We start from the raw sequence: 16894 nt of genomic DNA, 5'->3' as shown, positions 1-16894 counted from the left end.
AAATTCCCTTTCACTGAGAAGTTCAATCCTGCTTGGCGGGCGGAAGAAGTTCCCTGAGATTGTCCTCAATCGTCTGACAGATTTGTCCGAGTGGCAAATGGTTGACCTGTGAGAGCGCGAACGGGTTCTGCAGTTCGGTCCCAATTTCGTCGAGCGCGAGTAGGGGAAATCCGACAAACGCCGTGACGAAGGGCGTCATCCAGGTCACCTTCTGGATAATCCCGAACGGAAGCGTCACAAGGAAGAGCACCAGAAATTGCCTGATGATCGTGTTGTAGGCCCGTGGAATCGGCGTCTTGACGATGCGCTCGCAGCCACCCATGTAATCCAGAAGCGAAACGCGATCCCGCTCCATTTGCATCAGAATGGCATCGGGCAATTGCCCTGATTCTGAACCTTCACGCAGTAGGCGAGCGAGATGCATTGCGATCATCTGTGGCGGATGCGGTGACCGAGGCACTTCCGCAGCGAGCGGGCCTCGAAGCAATCGCATCGCTTCCGGAAGTTCATGCTCGCCTCGCAAATGACGGCGCGTCGCATGAGCGAAGAGCGTGATCCAGCAGATGATTTCTGCTTTCCACACGGGATCAGTTCCGTACGCCGCAGCCGCCGTGGCCATACTGCGACACTGATTCGTGATACCGCCCCAGAGTTTTCTGGCTTCCCACCAGCGGTCGTACCCTGAGTTTGTTCGCAGGACAAGAAACACGCCCAGCACGGCGCCAGCCATTTCATACGGCGCAATTCCAATGTCCATTGTCACGGGAGTGAAACGATCTAACACATAGACGGCAATTCCGACTCCGACGAAGGGCAGAAGAGATTTAAGGACATGACGAACATATTTGTGCGAAAGCGGATCCCGCGGAAAGACATCAAACCAAAAGCTCGATTCAGGAATTGGCACCTAGGCCCCTTTTTGTTTGTGGAGGAATTTCTAATCCGTCATTCGACTGAGCAAATCTGGGACCAGAATCATCACGCATCCATGTCTTCACAGAGAATGCGGCATCGTCTCCGCCGAATGAAATGCAATGGACTGAAGGACTCGCCATAGTCTATCTCGCAAGTTACACGTCCAGCGAAACTTCGTCACGGCAGAACGTCTGGTCATTCCTTGACAAGACGTGTCGCGTGGCGCGGCGTTCGTCATCTAACGATGTGGCTACTGCTCCTCAGTAAGTGCAGCGCAGAGCCGGTGGAATTCGCGTCGCAGTTCGGCCATAGGGATGTCGTTGTGTGATGCGCCAGAGACTTCAATGAATCGGGAGTTTGGTGATCGGCGGGCAAGCTCACGCCCTTGAGCTACGGGGATCATCTTGTCCGCCGTACCGTGAAACACAACGATTGGCGAGGTGACGCGAGAGATTCTCTCTGCCGACGGCCAGCGATCGAGGAGAAGGTATTGAAACGGGAAAAGCGGATAGTGCCACGCGACAACATCAGCCATACTTGTGAATGTCGAATTGAGAATGATCGCAGCCGGCGCAGGGGCGACTGGCGACTCGTTGGACCACAACGACAAAGCGACTCCACCGCCTAAAGACTCTCCAAAAATCACAATTCGGCGTGGATCATAGTTCAGTCTTGAACAGGCAAAGTCCCAAACGAGTCGTGCATCCGCGCTCAGTGTCGATGCATTCGGGCGGCCTGTACTGTCGCCATATCCTCGGTAGTCGAAAATGAGGATATCGAATCCCGTTGCAGCAACTTCCCGAAGGTCCCCGAGACGTTCGAATCGATTTGCGGAATTGCCGGGAAAATAAATCAGCAGCGGCGCGTGGGTCGATTCGGAGGCTACGGGTGTCTTTTGAATCAGCCATCCATTCAGTGTGCAGCCGTCCGCTGTGTAAAGTCGGACATCGCGACCAAACCCTGTATCCAGCCCGACGTCGAGAACTTTGAGACTCGAAGCGACTGTCGGCCGATACATCAATCGACGTTGAAAGGTCGCGAAAAGGACCGTGACCGCAAGATAGGGAATGAATCCATAGAGAAGGACTGCGCGCACCAAGGTCCGGCGCCACAACTGAGGAAGGCTGCGGGATACCTTGCTCGATTCCATTCTGGATCTCCGCCGAAATTGCGAGAGAAAAGGGAGAGCACTACAGGACATGCCTGAAGAATGCTTTCGTGATGCTCTCAACTCTACGACGTGTGTTCCATGTCGGCGTCACCACTCGCGTGGATACCAGCTTCCGAGACAACTACAAAGATGCGTCAGGTTTCATGCGCCCCATCGCGATTGACTCGATTTGTTTGATCCATGCGTTTTTGCAGTCTCCGTAGGCGTGCGAATCGTTCGGATGAAGCTGTTGGCAACGGATTTTCTCTGCGTTATAGGCCTGGGCCACATCCGGTTGTTGGCGAAGGAAGTCACGGAACGCCAGATGACGGTCAATCTCGGGAGAGCCGACAGCGTAGCAATGAAGTTGGACGATTCTGCGCCCGGTGTCGGGATGATTCTTCGTGCAGTAGCGACGCGATGGCAGCCCAAGTTCACCCCACCACTCGTATCCCAGCTTTTCCAAGGCATCCTGATGCTGGTCGAGTTCGGACACGCTACGGACCACTGGGATCAGATCGAGAATTGGCTTGGCAGAGAGTCCCGGAATCGCCGTCGAGCCAATGTGATGGACAGTGATCAGGATCGGACCGAGAGTTTCGGTCAGCCGAGTCTTTTCGTCATCGGCCACGATCCTCCATCGTGGGTCGTACGCCACTAACTCAACTTTGATAGGAGGAGGCATATCTCGAATCCAGATGTCGACGAGCGATCTAATGCGGGTTGGCCAACCGTTGGCTTGGCCTGTTCTGAAAGGGCGGGCCGACAAGATTATCCCAGATCGCCGCTGGCCAGAAGCATGGCGATCTGGCAACCCTGCAAGAAACTTGGGACGTGCAGCCATTCGTTCACCGTGTGGATGTCTCGCTGACCACAGCCGAGTGTCACGGTGGGGAAGCCGTGTGCCGTCATCCAGTTTGCGTCCAGCCCACCATTTCCGACGCACAGTTCGGGAGTCAAGCCGATGTGTGCGACCGCGGATTCGGCCAGCGAAACAACTGGTTCTTGCGGATCCAACCGGAATGATTCGTATTTCAAGTCGGATCTGAACGTGACTTTTCCTGTCTTTCCATCGGCCGACTTCACGGATTTCGCAGCTTTGGCGAATGCTTTTTGATACGCATCGACAATTTTCTTTCGGAAGACGGGGTCATGACTGCGCGCTTCAGCCCTGAGTGTCAGACTTGGAGTGACCACATTGGTCGCTTCGCCCGCATGAACGATACCCACGTTGCTCGTTCCTCGGTGTTTCCCCTTTTCGATCAGACCGTGCCAGCCATTTTCGGTCAGGTCGGCAATCGCCAGTGACGCGATGGTGATCGCATTGATCCCACGCTCGGGATGGACACCGGCATGACTTGCCAGACCCTCGATCTCAATTTCGATCGCGTAGTCACCGGTGGCTCCGACACTGACAAAACGAGGATCGCCGCCATCCCAGTTGAAACAGAACTTCGGCGATCCGAGCTTACTGGCTTGGACGAACCGCGCCCCATAAAGGCCGATTTCTTCCTGAACGGCGAAGAATAACGTGAGCGGCGGATGGGGAAGATTCAGACGCAATAGTTCTAATATCGCCGTGAGGACCACAGCGACACCCGCACGATCGTCGCCCCCCAGGCCGGTCGATGCATTCGCCGATCGAATGATGTCTCTATCCAGTACTGGCTGGCATCCAACGCAGATCGGAACGGTATCGAGATGTGCCATCAGCAATCGCCGTGGTCCACGCTGCGTCCCGGGGAGTTTGACAATCAAGTTGCCAACCTCGCCTCCGCCAGGAATTCGCCGATTGGCATTGTCTGTCGTGATATTCGACGGTGACACGCCCGCGGCGAGAAGCTTGGAGACAATCAACTCGACGATGTTCCCTTCCTGCTTGCTTCGCCCTGGAATCGCCATCAGTTCCATGACCAGCTTGATTGCCGCGGCACTGTCAAACTTCGAGACCCAACTCATTGCGTCGCCCGCCATGCAGCAACCCCTCGTCTAGCTCTTGAATCGATCGTGATATCATTCAGAGATTTAAAATATCAAAATCGAGACAAGAACGCTGTCGTCGACGAGTTCGAAATCTGAGCAGTCCCGTGCGGAGAGCGAAAAGACACTCATCGGGAAGTCTTTGAGTTCAACCGCGTGATCGTGATCATCGTCCCACCAATGTTCACTGCGATCCGAAGATTCCCCGCAAGAGTTTGTCGAACGGCTGTGTTCACAGCCCTAGGAATTGAATGGCAGAAATTCCCTCTCTTCAGAGCCCGTCAAAACAGGAGTGCGGCAGACACATTATTTTTCGCGCCGGCATGGCATTGTTGAGCCGATGCCGTCGCCCGTCTCCCTTGATTCAACGGGCACTTTGAACGAGGACAGGATCATTAAATCGGTAGAAGTTCGCCGTTGATGATCCAAGGCACTCCGAACTTGTCGATCAGCATGCCAAATTTCTTGGCCCAAAAAGTTGGGCTGAAGGGCATCGTCACTTGTCCACCGTCCGCCAGCTTGTTGAAGATCGCCTCGGCTTCGTCGACATGGTTGAAGTTCAGAGTGATGCTCACGCCCTTGATGCCATCATAAGGGAGGTGTGCCGGACAGTCTCCTGCGTATAAAAGGCTGCCACCGGGAAGTTCCAACTGGGCGTTCATAATCCGATTCGCAAATTCTTTGGGAATCTGGTCGGCCATGGGCGTCTCGGCTCCTGACATCATGACCTTGATCTTCCCGCCGAGCAACTTTTCATAGAACCGCATCGCCTCCGCACAGGTGCCATTGAATGAAAGATACGGAATTGGTTGCAGGTTCGTGGTTTGCGACGCGGGCATGTTTCGTCTCCCATGGAATCGGAATATTGATATCGAGTGAGCATCTTCCCACACACCTGATAGTCGAACGAGATTTTCGGATTTCGACAACCGCGAGTTTTTTTCTGCGCAAGGTCGGCGTACGTCGTCGGACTTCGCCGATCTTCGATTCGTCACTATGGTATTGTATTCAGCAATTGGATAGGACGCTTTGTTGTTGATACGGTCAGCACTCGATGTGGCAGAATCTAAGCAACTTCAAGTCTGTGAAAATCGGACAGATCTCGTTGGCCGGATTGACAACGACAACGCCTTGTTTCTCATCACGTATTGATAAAAAGAGCAGCAATGTCAGGTCAGCCATGCACGGAACAGAAGTGGCACGAGGCACCGAGTGGTACCGCCACCGCGAGTCAGCACGGTCAGTTCGAACGTCCATCGAACCCAGACGCATTGCCTGAACTCGTCGTCTATCAAGATTACGACTATGGTGGTCCCTCGCTGAGGACAAATCTCAATTTCAAGCGACTTCCCAAAGAGTTCAACGACTCCATTTCATCGATCGTGATCGCCCGGGGAACTTGGCGTTTCTACCGAGATGCCAACTATACCGGGGACTATTGGGATTTGAACGTCGGGTACTATCCCAGGATTGGGACGGTCAGCGATGTGATTTCGTCGTTCCAGTGCATCAAATACTAGTTGAGCGGCGAACTTGAATTGACGTTGTTGTTGAACGCGCCGCAAGCAGACCATCGATCCTGCGGGGCAATCTCCGCAAGGCGTGAATGAGTACCGTCACACGGATGGTGCTGCTGTCGCGGCATTGTTCGGACGGGTGGAAGACGCGGACACTTTCAGCAATTCAGCGACCAGTTCGAACGAGTGCAGCCTGGCGGCGTGGTCTTCGATCGGTCCCACGAGAATCAGTTCATCGGCATCTGTGGCCTCAACGATGTCGGCAAGGCGCCTCTGCACCTTGGCCAATGATCCAACCGCAGAATAGCGCGTCATCCGCTCGACCTGCTCGCGTTCAAGAGCGTTCCAGCGACCGCTCATCGAATCAACTGCCGGTGGAAGCAGGCCCGGAGTGCCGCGGACCAGATTCAGGAACGCCTGTTGCAGCGTCGTAAACAACCGTAGCGCTTCCGCATCGGAATCCGCCGCGACGACATTCACGGCGACGGCGGCATAAGGCCTGTCTAACGTCGATGATGGCTGAAATCGCTCTCGATAAAGCGCCAGTGCCGGATGCAGAAACTCGGGAGCGAAGTGGGATGCGAAAGCGAATGGCAGGCCACGTTCGGCGGCGAGTCTGGCGCCGAAATCGCTCGATCCTAGCAGCCAGACAGGAACTTCGAGTCCCTCACCGGGAACCGCATGAACTCCTGTGCCGGGGCCACCCGGCTGAAAGTAGCTCATCAGTTCGCTCAGGTCCTGCGGAAACGTGTCGCCATTTCGGCCATTAAACCCTCGTAACGCGCGCGCGGTTCGCTGATCGCCGCCGGGAGCTCTCCCCAGACCCAAGTCGATTCGGCCGGGAAACATCGACGCCAAGGTACCGAACTGCTCGGCGATCACCAGCGGGGCATGATTTGGCAGCATGATTCCGCCGGACCCCACCCGAATCCGAGTTGTTCCAGCCGCGACATACCCGATCACAACCGCCGTGGCCGCGCTCGCAATCCCGGGCAGACTATGATGCTCGGCCAGCCAGTATCTGTGATATCCCAAACGCTCGGCATGCTGCGCCAGATCTAGTGTATTTCGAAACGATTCCGCAGCCGTGCCACCTTGTCGAATCGGGGCAAGATCGAGAATTGAGAATGGAATTTGCGAGAGCGACTTCATGATTGCTGTCCATCGGACAAAAGGATTGACGACGTAGATCCGGGCGGGTGGCACAGTCACTCTGTCCTGACAGGTTCACGAACATCGTCTGCAAGTTCGTTGACGTGCTCGCAATGCGTTCATCAATCTGTCAATTCAGGTTTGATGCCCCACTCGTTTACCCCCGATATGCAAATGCGATCGAGGAGTTTGCATTCAAAGAATGACGCAAGCGGCATCCGCGTCGCGGCTCTCTGATGCGAGTGGCATCCGACATGATTATTGTAGCACTCCCGATGATTTCGACTGCTGGAGACGACGTTTTGCACGGCGGTCGAGCGCCACTAACACGCGTCCCCCAACGAATCACCTGCTACGACGACAATTGGATTTCTTCAAAATCGAGAGACCGTTCGATTCGCCGCAGCACGGTGTTGCTGATGCGTCCCTGATCTCGCAATTCAATGAGCGTCTCGCGTTTGGCCTTAAGGATGGCAAGTCGAAGTGACGTGGCCGAAGCGATGATCTGAGCCGGGCTGTTTTCAGTGACAGCTTTGCTGCTCGTTTGAAGGTGCGTCAAACGGTTCTCATATGTCCGTTGCAGATGTCGCGTCAGGTCGCGCAGATCGTCACTAGCTGGCTGTGCCTGTTCAAGAACACGAAGTGCCGCTTGAACGGTCGCAATGTTGGCAAACCTGCTTTCTTCTGCCTCTGCATCATCAATTGAGACGGTCAACCATCGAATCAAGACGGGTAATGTGGCCCCCTGCAGCAGCAGCGTCACCAGAATCACCACAAAGCTTAGATATAGGATCAGCGCCCGATCAGGGAACGGCGTCAGACGATCGGCGAGCAACAGTGGGATCCCCAGGGCGGCAGCCAGCGAGTCGACGCCACGGGCCCCTGACCAACCAATAATCAGTGCATTCTTCCAACTTCCTTGAAATGAAGGCATCCCAAGTACACGACGAACGAGCAACCGAACAGCAAAAGCGGCACCGATCCAGAGAAGTCGGAGCAGAATCACACCAGCAGAGATGAGCACGGCCAGGCCGACCAGTATCGTGGTCGAGTAGGGAGCCAGTTCGGCCAGAATGGGACGTAATTCGAGCCCAATCAGGACAAACGCCAATCCCTCAAGTATGAAATTCAAACCAGCCCAGAATGAGAACGATCCTTGTCGCGTTTCCGGCTCAAGAATTCGAGACAGTGATCGCCCGACCCATAGACCGGCGGTCACGGTGGCAAGAACGCCCGACGCCTGAAGGGCCTCACCCGTCAAGTAGGCGGCGAACGACGTCAGTAGCGAGATGGCCGCATTGATCGCGGGATCATGAACCCGCCGGCGACTCCAGATGGCCAGTTGACCAATCAGCAATCCCGCGGCGACACCGGCGACAGAGTCCCAGGTAAATTCTGCAAGCGTACCCGCAAAGGAGAAGGAATGATGCAAGACGGCGCGAACGGCAATCTTATAGGCGACGAAAGCAATCACATCGTTGAATAGACTCTCTCCATCCAGAATCCTGGCCACGCTATGCGGAATCGGGGTTCGACGAATAATGGCGTTGACCGCGATCATATCGGTCGGCGCGACAACCGCTGCCAGTACGAACGCGCTCGACCAGGCAAATTGAGGCATGGCGAGATGGACCAGCCCTGCAATTCCAAATAACGTCACCAGAACCAGTCCGATCGAGAGCATTGAGATCGGAAACCAACTCGTCCGAAAGTCCATCAGCGCCACTTGCGACGCGGGCAGATAGACGAGCGGAGGAATGAAGACCAGAAGCACAACTTCCGGATCAAGATGGATCAGGGGGATCCCCGGCAGAAAGCTGACTAGCAGTCCGCCAAGCACCAGGACAATCGGATACGCCACACCGACTCGCTGAGCGACGGCCGCAAGCACCGTGGCAACAAAAATCAGCCCAATTACAACTTCAACCGGATTCATCAGCACACAGCCCACTAGTCCATTCGCGTTCGACAGGCAGTCGATTCGACAGCAGGACCGACGTCAAGTGTCGACAAGACGCGATCGTGATTGAAGATCCTGCACGGAGAGCGATTGCACTTGATGCAGTAACGTCTCACAGCATGCATTCAGTTGAGAAACCGTTCGTTGACACTCGGCAAGATCGCCGGCGACCGCTGTGTCTTCAATCTGTAGAGCCAAGTTTCCGGCCTTCCGCGAGAATGTCCGCAAAGCACTCGCGGATTTGTGTGCTGCCTCACGCAGAGAGGCGAGGTCCCGTGCCGTTGACCATTCCTGCAATTCACGAAGTTGCGAGGGAACATTTTCCAGGAACGAGTGAACCAGCAATTGCAGGACTTCATCACTGCCGCCGCAAACCGAGAGGACCATCTTGCTGTCGATCAGATCTTCCTGTGACGCCTGCGCGTTTGCCGAAGTTGTGACCACGCGTTGGATCGCCGCGGCCAGATCGTTGGGCCGAATGGGCTTCGCCAACACCGCGTCCATTCCCGCCGCCAGGCACTGCTGCGTTGCTTGCTGAGTCGACATCGCAGTGAGTGCGATCACCGGCAGCCGCCCGCGCGATGGATCGTGACTTTCCCATTGACGTAACTCACGAATGACCATGAATCCGTCCTTGATGGGCATGTGAATATCGAGCAACAGCAAATCAAACGATTGCGACAGGGCCAATGCCAGTGTTTGCTCGCCGTCGGGAACGATCTGAAACTGATGCTGGCTTTGTCTCAGCAGGACATCAATGAGCTGCGCGTTGAACCGGTTGTCTTCGGCGACCAGAATCTTGAGTGACGGAACACCAATCGATGCGCGGCCGTTGCCAGATGGCTTGAGACCGTGATCCATGCGTTGCGACGTCTCGACGTGAACAGGTTCGGATGGTTTGACAAACGTCAATCTGAATTGAAATGTGCTTCCCTTGTGAACGACACTTTCGAGTTCAATCTCGCCGCCCATGGCTCGGACGAGTCGAGATGCAATGGTCAAACCAAGTCCCGTACCACCGTATTTTCGCGTTGTTGAGGCATCCTCTTGCTCGAAGGCGTTGAAGATCGATTGCTGCTTTTCAGCAGCGATTCCGATTCCGGTGTCCCGAACGAGAAATTTGAGCGTCGCATCACGGGGAGTGGATCGTTCCAGAATCAGTTGAAGTACGACCTCGCCTTTCGGCGTGAATTTGATGGCGTTCATGGCGAGATTGATCAAGATTTGCCTGAGCCGTCCGGCATCGGCCAGCAACGATTCGGGTATGGCCTCAGCGATGTCGCACCTCAAATGCAACCCCTGGGCCCGAGCCTTGAACTCAAGGATCTGCACCACTTCCATCGTGATTTGTCGCGGCGAGCACAGGGTGGGATCCAGCTCGAGTTTTCCCGCCGCGATTTTGGAGAAATCCAGCAGGTCATTGATGATATCGAGCAAGTTGCCCCCTGCGGCCTTCACGACTTCCAGTAGATTGCGCTGACTGGCGTTGAGGTTTGAGTCAAGCACCAGATCCGTCATCCCGAGAATCGCGTTCATCGGGGTTCGAATCTCGTGGCTGACATTCGCAAGGAATTCATCCTTGGCCCGATTCGCTGATTCGGCGGCCTCTTTCGCGAGCCGTGACGTCCGCTCAGCCTCTTTCACTTCAGTGATATCGGTGGCCGAGCCAATCCAACGCAATAACCGGCCGTCGTCGTCCCGAACCGGTACGGCCTGAACCTTGAACCAACGCTCAACTCCATCGGAACGAAGCAGTCGATGCTCTAGATCGTAGTTCGCGGCTTGAGAAACCGCGGATTTCCATCGTTCGACAACAAGTGCCAATTCATCCGCAGGGATGACGCTATGCCAACCGGCATTGACCAGTTCGGCGGTTGTTTTGCCCGAAAAACTCAGGAACTGCGGGCTGTAATAGTCCGTTGTCCCATCCGGTTTGGCCGTCCAGATTAATTGCGGCAGCATTTGAGTCAGGCTTCGCCAGCGCTGTTCGCTTTCGCGAATCGTGCGTTCGGCCGCTTTGCGATCGGTCATATCTCGATAATTCGCAATTAGGACCAGCAACCCGGCTTCATCGAGCAGAATCTGTCCGATGGCTTCGATATCGCGCCAGCCGCCCTTCGCGTGTCGCATGCGAAGTTCGGCTTTGACGGGGAGTTCAGGACGTTTCAGGATCGATTCAAAGAATTCCCGCTGAGCAGGTCTGTCATCCGGGTGGACGGTCGAGTCTGCGAAGACATTTTTTCCAATCCGCTCTTCAGGGAGGTATCCAAGGATGCGGGTCAGTGACGGGGTTTGATACAGGATCGTTCCATCAGGAGCAAAAATCCCGATGATGTCCGAAGATTGCTGCATCAAGTGCGTGAAGCGTTCTTCTGTCTTGCGTAGCGTCATCTGCGCGTGACGCTGCTGCTCGAGAATCAGCCGACGTTGATACGCACGATGTAGCGCTTCACTCAGAGCGCTGATGACGATCCCGGTTCCCACAAAGAGCAAGAGAGCGACCGTATCGGCCGCAGCAAGATGATCGATTTTGAGCAGGTTGTCGACCAACAGGAAGTTGGTCACGACGGCACTGACAACGGTAATAATGAGGCCGGGCCAGATTCCTCCAAAATGGGCGGCAAGAATCACAGCCGGAAGAAACGTGCTGTAAAGCCCCCGTTCACCAAGTGCATCTTGCATCCGCCAGCGAACGAGGATGGTCACCAACATGAGTGGCACGGCGGACCCAAAGGCGCGCCACCACGATCGCGCCCCCCACATTTCGGGACGTACCGGAACTGTCAGCTCGCTGGGGGCGGCTGCGGGCTGAAAACGAATTGGTTGGATTGAAGTCAATTATGCGCCGTACTTTGTCATAATTGGTCGTGCAATGGGTCGCTGGAGGTTCCAGGCGATTCCCCAATCGAGCTCCCTGAACTTGTTGCGAAGGCATTCTGGCGAACTTTGACCGGGAACTCTCGTCTAAAGACTCGTGCTTCGCAGCCGTTCGTTGTTCCAAAATCATCACACGAAGCAGAACGCGTCTGCCATTTGTTATCAAGTAGATCAACGAATCGACATTTGATTAGCGAATTTTGCGCCCGAAATCCTTCAATTGCGATCCCGGCTTCTTCCAATCGGTTGCCTGAACAGAGTGTAATAGCGACTCGTGGAGACCTAAACCTGAATTGCCATGTCGATGAACTCGTCACGAGCTGGCCAACACCTTTCTAGGTGAACCTGACTCGACAGACTGGACGCCAAACTAGCCCTGCGACGTAACAAGAGTGACTGGAGTTTCCGCCGAAATGCCGCACCTTCTGTTGATCGACGATGACCAGGCCATTCTGCCGCAGCAGGTGCGTGCGGCATTTTCTGGCCCCACACATACCGTCGAAATTGCCTGCTCAGGGGCTGCGGGTCTTGCGAAGTTTGCGGCGCGGACACCCGATGCGGTCCTGCTGGACTTAAGGCTGCCAGATCAATCGGGTCTTGACGTCTACATGAAGATTCGTTCGATCGACCGACGCGTTCCCGTCGTGTTTGTCACGATGACCCAGGGGGCCGACAACGCCATCGAAGCGATGAAACTGGGCGCGTTTGACTACCTATTCAAGCCAGTCGACTTGAAACAACTCCAACAGGTGGTGAGCGACGCATTCGTCGTATCGGCAAAAATGCGCGAGCCGGCGATTGTTGCCGATACGACGGATGATCCCCCTGTCGACGGCGCGCTGGTTGGAAATTGCTCGCTCATGCGAGAGGTCTATAAGTCGATTGGAAGAGTCAGCGCGCAGAATGTGCCGGTTCTGATATCCGGCGAAAGCGGCACTGGCAAGGAATTGGTCGCGCGGGCCATTTATCAGCACAGCGATCGCAATGAGGGCCCGTTTTTGGCTCTGAATTGTGCCGCAATACCTGAACAATTGCTCGAAAGCGAGTTGTTCGGTCATGAGAAGGGCGCATTCACTGGAGCCGATCGACGCCGAATCGGAAAGTTCGAACAGGTCAATGGCGGAACCCTGTTTCTCGATGAGATTGGTGACATGCCACTGGGGTTGCAGGCCAAGATGCTGCGCGTCATTCAGGAGCAGCAGTTTGAGCGCGTCGGGGGCAATGAAACCATTCGGACAGATGTCCGGCTGATCGCCGCGACGCACCGAGACCTGAAGACCTGGTCGAACGACGGGCGATATCGTGCCGATCTCTATTATCGCCTCAGTGTCTTCATGATCGAACTGCCCGCACTGCGTGACCGCGAGAACGATTTGGAACTGCTCGTTCGTCATTTTGTGAAGCGAATGAATCCCGAACTCGCGCGTGAGATCAGACATATCGATTCGCAAACGCTGGAGATCCTGCGGGCGTACAATTGGCCAGGCAATATCCGCGAACTGCAGAGCGTGCTCAAGCAGGCCATGCTGCATTCTTCGGGTGACGTCCTCCTGCCGTCGTTTCTCCCGAAGCTTGACGCGATTGAGGAATCGTCAAATCACGATACTGACAACGCGTCCTCTGTGAATTTTGAAAAAATCATTGCGAGTCTGCTTCGCCCCGATGCGGCTGACATCTACGACATCGTCCATCGTCAACTGGATCTCATCCTGCTAAAGCAGGTCCTGGATTTCACCGACGGGAACCAGCATCAGGCAGCAAAAATTCTTGGTATCTCGCGGCAAACATTGCGTGTTCGAATGCGAGAACTGGGTCTCTCCGTAACCCAGTCGGTCGAGCAGAATGAAGCTGCTGACGTTTGAATTCGCGGTTTGTGTGGATTCATTCTGTAAAGTACTCAATCCATTTTCACATTTGTGTATCGCGTCAAAACGCCTTTCGAACGACGGCGCGCGGCACAGCTCGAGCCACTTTCCAATCTCCACGACAATCACCGGCGTGTTTCTTGAACTCGAACCAAGAGGATTGCGAGAGCTTCATTGGCATCCCACGTCCGATGAATGGGCAATACGTCGTACAGGGCGAGATCAGCGTCTCGATGTTCGTTTCGCACAGCCGGTATCGTACGGAGGTCATGCACAAGGGAGATGTGGGTTACATTCCCCAGGGGTACGGACACTCGATCGAGAATGTTGGCAAGGAAACATGCAAGGTGCTGATCGGTTTCAATACGGGGGTCTATCAGACCATCGACCTGTCACAGTGGATCGCCGGTAATCCGGCGGACGTGCTGGCAACGAACTTTAGTAAGCCGGCGCAACTGTTTGACAAATTTCCAAAGTCTGACGTCTTTATCTCGAAGTAGCCCGACAAACACACGTGACGAGCGCGCCGTCCCGCTCACTCTGGCGAAGGATTGTTCACCGAAGTTAATCATCGGCTCGGTGCTCTTAACAGCCTGAGGATAAGGATCTCTCTGTTTCTTGTCGATAGCGAAGCATGTACGCCGAATCGACTTCGTCGACGATCATGCTGCTATCGAACGTGGCTAATCGTCGCGCGCAGGTTGTGCGCCGTCGACGTGCGTTGTCGCATGTTCGGGACTATCCGAGATGGGCCGCGGCGGAAACAATTGATTGAAGAATCGGCCGATGACCCAATTCATCCAACGCTGGCTGCCCCGTACGTAAATGGACCGGCGCGATTGTATGGCGCCAAACTTTGCACGCTTCACATCTTCTGAATTCTGGCCAATCTCTGCGATTGCAACCCCATGATGTGCGGCGTTCTCAATACCACGCAACGACAGATTGAAATACAGGTGGGTGTCGTGATTAATTGTCTCGTCGAAGCCCATGTACAGCCCGTAGTATTCGTCGCCACTCACCAGTCCCATGGAGAAGCCTTTGACTTCATTCCCATCGAGGGCAAACGAATATTCGCAGCAGTCAGGCAGCTGACGCGCCATCTCAAGAAAGAAGGCGCGGGGCAAATGCTCAAACTTTGTGGTCGATCGTTCGAGGACCGATTCGTAAAGTGCATATGTCTTCGGCGACATCAACTTTTCGATCATCACAAAGTCGGATGTCGTAATAAATTGCATGCCGCTTCCGGCGAACTTTCGAAGCGATCGTTTGACCGCATTCCGACTGTTTCGCCCCAAGCGCCCGAGATACTCTTCGAACGAGCCTCCGTTCAGGGAAATCAAATGAGTTGGCAGGCTGTCGGCATTTCGATAACCGAGAGAGACCAGTGGTTGCAGTCGGGGGAGTTCATGGTCCGCGAATTCCTTGAAGACGATGATTTTGGCTCGATCCTGCTTTGCCAACCGCGAGAGGGTCTCGTCGAGCTTGGCCAGGATCACGGCGGTTTCAACGCCTTCTACGAATCGGAGACTGCTTTGACAGGCCGAGAGCGGCAATCCGCAGAAAAGAATTCGATAGGTAACCAATGACGGCGAGATTCGGGCAAGACCATTCAGAAGCCACTTCGACCAGGGATCATTCGCCAGAACACCAATATCGATTTCAAATGTACACAGGACGGCAATGGCGATTGGCTGCTGGGATTCGTCGCGATAGAGGACATAACGAAATCGACAAGAGTCGGTCATGCTGGTCTCGATTGCCTTCAGCAATCGCAGGTCCATGAAAATATCGTCTGCATGACGGACGGAATCCCAGCCCTCACGATCAACATCGTCTACGCACGTCCAAAAGTGCTCTGTCACCGACTGCGGCACCGAGTTCGCTCCCACGGAATGCGTCTCGCAGAGCGTTGCGCACGCAAGGTCTGAATCTGATTGCGTCGTCCGAGTGATATGTTTCACCAAATCTTCTCCGTCGAGCGACTTCGTGCGGGCGCGTGACGATGACCGAGATCCCAACCACCATCATATCATCGTCGGTTCAAGGATCGCGAAATCGCTCGTTTTACGACCTTCCATGGGTTCACCGCAAAAAGTCCTGAGACTTGTGCGAATGCCCAAAGCGATCCGATGGTCGTTTTGGGCGTAACGCATACGTAGCGGTTTTCGTATCGAGGTCGAAAGCGGCTTTTAAAATGCCGCATTCCTTCCACGTCCATTGTAATGTTCAACCAGGCCCCAATGGTCATTCCCCACCGTATTAAGGCACTGTCGCCGCTCAGTTTATTCGCGCAGTTCGCCGCGGGATCAAGGCAGAACGCCACCCTCTGGACGCCCTCGTTCTGAAATTGTGTCATCGCGTGATGAAAGAGGAAGGCCATCGTTCCACGTACGGCATCTTTCCTGCGACGATACAGTTCCGTCGACCACGCCATACCATTCTGAATCGGGTTACAAACGAGAAATCCTTCGATCCGGTCCTGAGAATTCTCATTCCGGGCGATAAACACGCGTCGCAGGCCAATCCGGTGGTCACGAATCTGTCCTTCAAAGAAGCCCATTTCCGCCTGAGGCTTCAATGACAAGCACTCCGCCGACACCTCTAGCATTTCAGCAAAAATTCGATTCCATTGCTGTGTTGGTAATTGCTCTGGAATGATCTCACTGACCTGAAGCCCATGGCGCGTACAATAGTTGACCTGTCTGCGGACCCACTCGTACTCTTTCCCCTTCCAGGTCACATTGCCAAGATCCAGCAGCGGTTCCTCACCCCATTTTGTGATTTGAAAACCGTGGCGGCGAAAATGGACCAGTTCTGCGTCGCTGATATTGTGAAACGCCGCCGCGAATTTGCGATGCGCAAGAAACTCCATGAACTCGGCCAGTAACGCAGATTTCTGCTCATCGGGAGCAATGAGCCCGCCACCTACGAGAATGTGACGCCCTCGACGCACATACGAAATCAGGCCAGATCGGTTGCTCGACCAAAACTCTTCACGACCGGGTTCTGTGGCGAGGTACGAATCGAAGTAGGTGCCGTACCGGTAGACGTGAAGTTCACGACTATGCTCAAGTTCATGTTTTTGTCGTACAGAACCACGCCCGATTTCTAACGAAACCGTAACTTCTTCCGTGTCGATGTGAACAAGTCGTTTGGGGGTAACAACCGCATCCAATGCGTCAGGCTTCGTTGCGATTTGTTCCACGCCCAATGACATCATGACATCTCCCCGATCATTGAAGTGTAGTTTCTCCAACTCGTACGCAATTGTCGGACCGAATCGATGTCGCCGTTTCACCTCACTGTCCCCACCCTCCGATGCAAACGATACGAATCGAACCGTCATGACAGTACGGTCACATGACGGGCAGACATTTCTTCGAGCAGTCGGATTCCGTTGGCGAAATCCCATCCAACCGAGCCGCATTGGTTGGTAACTGGCTGATCAACATGGAGCGGCTTACTCCAGTGACCT

13 protein-coding genes are annotated in these 16894 nt (G+C 54.6%); 3 read left to right on the top strand and 10 right to left on the bottom strand.

All coding sequences use genetic code 11. The features are described from left to right. Positions 1 to 22 precede the first annotated feature (22 nt). From OSO_RS44065 to OSO_RS0118045, 5 genes are all read right to left on the bottom strand, one after another. Entirely contained in the window at positions 23 to 907 is an 885-nt protein-coding gene (locus OSO_RS44065) for a bestrophin family protein (RefSeq protein WP_010584614.1), read from the bottom strand. Positions 908 to 1165: 258 nt separating this feature from the next. Next, complete coding sequence (locus tag OSO_RS48215; RefSeq protein ID WP_010584613.1) at positions 1166 to 2065, bottom strand: alpha/beta hydrolase; 900 nt, start codon at positions 2063 to 2065, stop codon at positions 1166 to 1168. A gap of 142 nt (positions 2066 to 2207) precedes the next feature. Next, positions 2208 to 2750 carry a GrpB family protein gene (locus OSO_RS0118055; protein ID WP_029247172.1) on the bottom strand — a complete coding sequence of 181 codons (543 nt, stop codon included), beginning with the start codon at positions 2748 to 2750 and terminating at the stop codon, positions 2208 to 2210. 86 nt (positions 2751 to 2836) lie between these two features. After that, positions 2837 to 4039: a M20/M25/M40 family metallo-hydrolase gene (locus OSO_RS0118050; RefSeq protein WP_010584611.1), complete on the bottom strand. Its 1203-nt coding sequence runs from the start codon at positions 4037 to 4039 to the stop codon at positions 2837 to 2839. Positions 4040 to 4440: 401 nt separating this feature from the next. Next, positions 4441 to 4884 carry a VOC family protein gene (locus OSO_RS0118045; protein ID WP_010584610.1) on the bottom strand — a complete coding sequence of 148 codons (444 nt, stop codon included), beginning with the start codon at positions 4882 to 4884 and terminating at the stop codon, positions 4441 to 4443. Between the two features lie 327 nt (positions 4885 to 5211). On the opposite strand from OSO_RS0118045, the gene OSO_RS0118040 reads away from it, so the two are divergent. After that, positions 5212 to 5565 carry a beta/gamma crystallin-related protein gene (locus tag OSO_RS0118040; protein WP_010584609.1) on the top strand — a complete coding sequence of 118 codons (354 nt, stop codon included), beginning with the start codon at positions 5212 to 5214 and terminating at the stop codon, positions 5563 to 5565. A 96-nt stretch (positions 5566 to 5661) separates the two neighbouring features. Here OSO_RS0118040 and OSO_RS0118035 read toward each other — a convergent pair whose 3' ends face one another. The 3 genes from OSO_RS0118035 to OSO_RS48210 all read right to left on the bottom strand — a co-directional run bounded on the left by OSO_RS0118035 (position 5662) and on the right by OSO_RS48210 (position 11386). Then, positions 5662 to 6714, bottom strand: a complete 1053-nt coding sequence (locus OSO_RS0118035) for an LLM class flavin-dependent oxidoreductase (protein WP_010584608.1) — start codon at positions 6712 to 6714, stop codon at positions 5662 to 5664. A gap of 352 nt (positions 6715 to 7066) precedes the next feature. Next, positions 7067 to 8650, bottom strand: coding sequence for a Na+/H+ antiporter (locus OSO_RS0118025; protein WP_010584607.1), 1584 nt, complete (start codon positions 8648 to 8650; stop codon positions 7067 to 7069). Positions 8651 to 8713: 63 nt separating this feature from the next. Next, on the bottom strand, positions 8714 to 11386 hold the full coding sequence (locus OSO_RS48210) for a PAS domain S-box protein (protein ID WP_162130552.1): 2673 nt from the start codon (positions 11384 to 11386) through the stop codon (positions 8714 to 8716). A 578-nt stretch (positions 11387 to 11964) separates the two neighbouring features. On the opposite strand from OSO_RS48210, the gene OSO_RS0118010 reads away from it, so the two are divergent. After that, complete coding sequence (locus tag OSO_RS0118010) at positions 11965 to 13413, top strand: sigma-54-dependent transcriptional regulator (protein WP_010584604.1); 1449 nt, start codon at positions 11965 to 11967, stop codon at positions 13411 to 13413. Between the two features lie 194 nt (positions 13414 to 13607). Continuing rightward, positions 13608 to 13916 (top strand): cupin domain-containing protein, encoded by a 309-nt coding sequence (locus OSO_RS51735; protein WP_029247168.1) that lies wholly within the window; start codon positions 13608 to 13610, stop codon positions 13914 to 13916. A 183-nt stretch (positions 13917 to 14099) separates the two neighbouring features. On the opposite strand, the gene OSO_RS0117995 is transcribed toward OSO_RS51735, so the two are convergent. After that, positions 14100 to 15380 (bottom strand): GNAT family N-acetyltransferase, encoded by a 1281-nt coding sequence (locus OSO_RS0117995; protein ID WP_157605328.1) that lies wholly within the window; start codon positions 15378 to 15380, stop codon positions 14100 to 14102. 68 nt (positions 15381 to 15448) lie between these two features. Then, positions 15449 to 16639 carry an MprF family protein gene (locus tag OSO_RS0117990; RefSeq protein ID WP_157605327.1) on the bottom strand — a complete coding sequence of 397 codons (1191 nt, stop codon included), beginning with the start codon at positions 16637 to 16639 and terminating at the stop codon, positions 15449 to 15451. Positions 16640 to 16894 lie beyond the last annotated feature (255 nt).

The sequence above is a fragment of the Schlesneria paludicola DSM 18645 genome (genome assembly GCF_000255655.1).
GTDB lineage: Bacteria > Planctomycetota > Planctomycetia > Planctomycetales > Planctomycetaceae > Schlesneria > Schlesneria paludicola.
This window is presented reverse-complemented; position numbering and strand designations above follow the sequence as displayed.

Coding starts and splice junctions, on each gene's coding strand:
- OSO_RS48215 (WP_010584613.1), bottom strand. CDS start 2,065: ATGGAATCGAGCAAGGTATCCCGCAGCCTTCCTCAGTTGTGGCGCCGG.
- OSO_RS0118055 (WP_029247172.1), bottom strand. CDS start 2,750: ATGCCTCCTCCTATCAAAGTTGAGTTAGTGGCGTACGACCCACGATGG.
- OSO_RS0118050 (WP_010584611.1), bottom strand. CDS start 4,039: ATGGCGGGCGACGCAATGAGTTGGGTCTCGAAGTTTGACAGTGCCGCG.
- OSO_RS0118045 (WP_010584610.1), bottom strand. CDS start 4,884: ATGCCCGCGTCGCAAACCACGAACCTGCAACCAATTCCGTATCTTTCA.
- OSO_RS0118040 (WP_010584609.1), top strand. CDS start 5,212: ATGTCAGGTCAGCCATGCACGGAACAGAAGTGGCACGAGGCACCGAGT.
- OSO_RS0118035 (WP_010584608.1), bottom strand. CDS start 6,714: ATGAAGTCGCTCTCGCAAATTCCATTCTCAATTCTCGATCTTGCCCCG.
- OSO_RS0118025 (WP_010584607.1), bottom strand. CDS start 8,650: ATGAATCCGGTTGAAGTTGTAATTGGGCTGATTTTTGTTGCCACGGTG.
- OSO_RS48210 (WP_162130552.1), bottom strand. CDS start 11,386: ATGTTGGTGACCATCCTCGTTCGCTGGCGGATGCAAGATGCACTTGGT.
- OSO_RS0118010 (WP_010584604.1), top strand. CDS start 11,965: ATGCCGCACCTTCTGTTGATCGACGATGACCAGGCCATTCTGCCGCAG.
- OSO_RS51735 (WP_029247168.1), top strand. CDS start 13,608: ATGAATGGGCAATACGTCGTACAGGGCGAGATCAGCGTCTCGATGTTC.
- OSO_RS0117990 (WP_157605327.1), bottom strand. CDS start 16,639: ATGATGTCATTGGGCGTGGAACAAATCGCAACGAAGCCTGACGCATTG.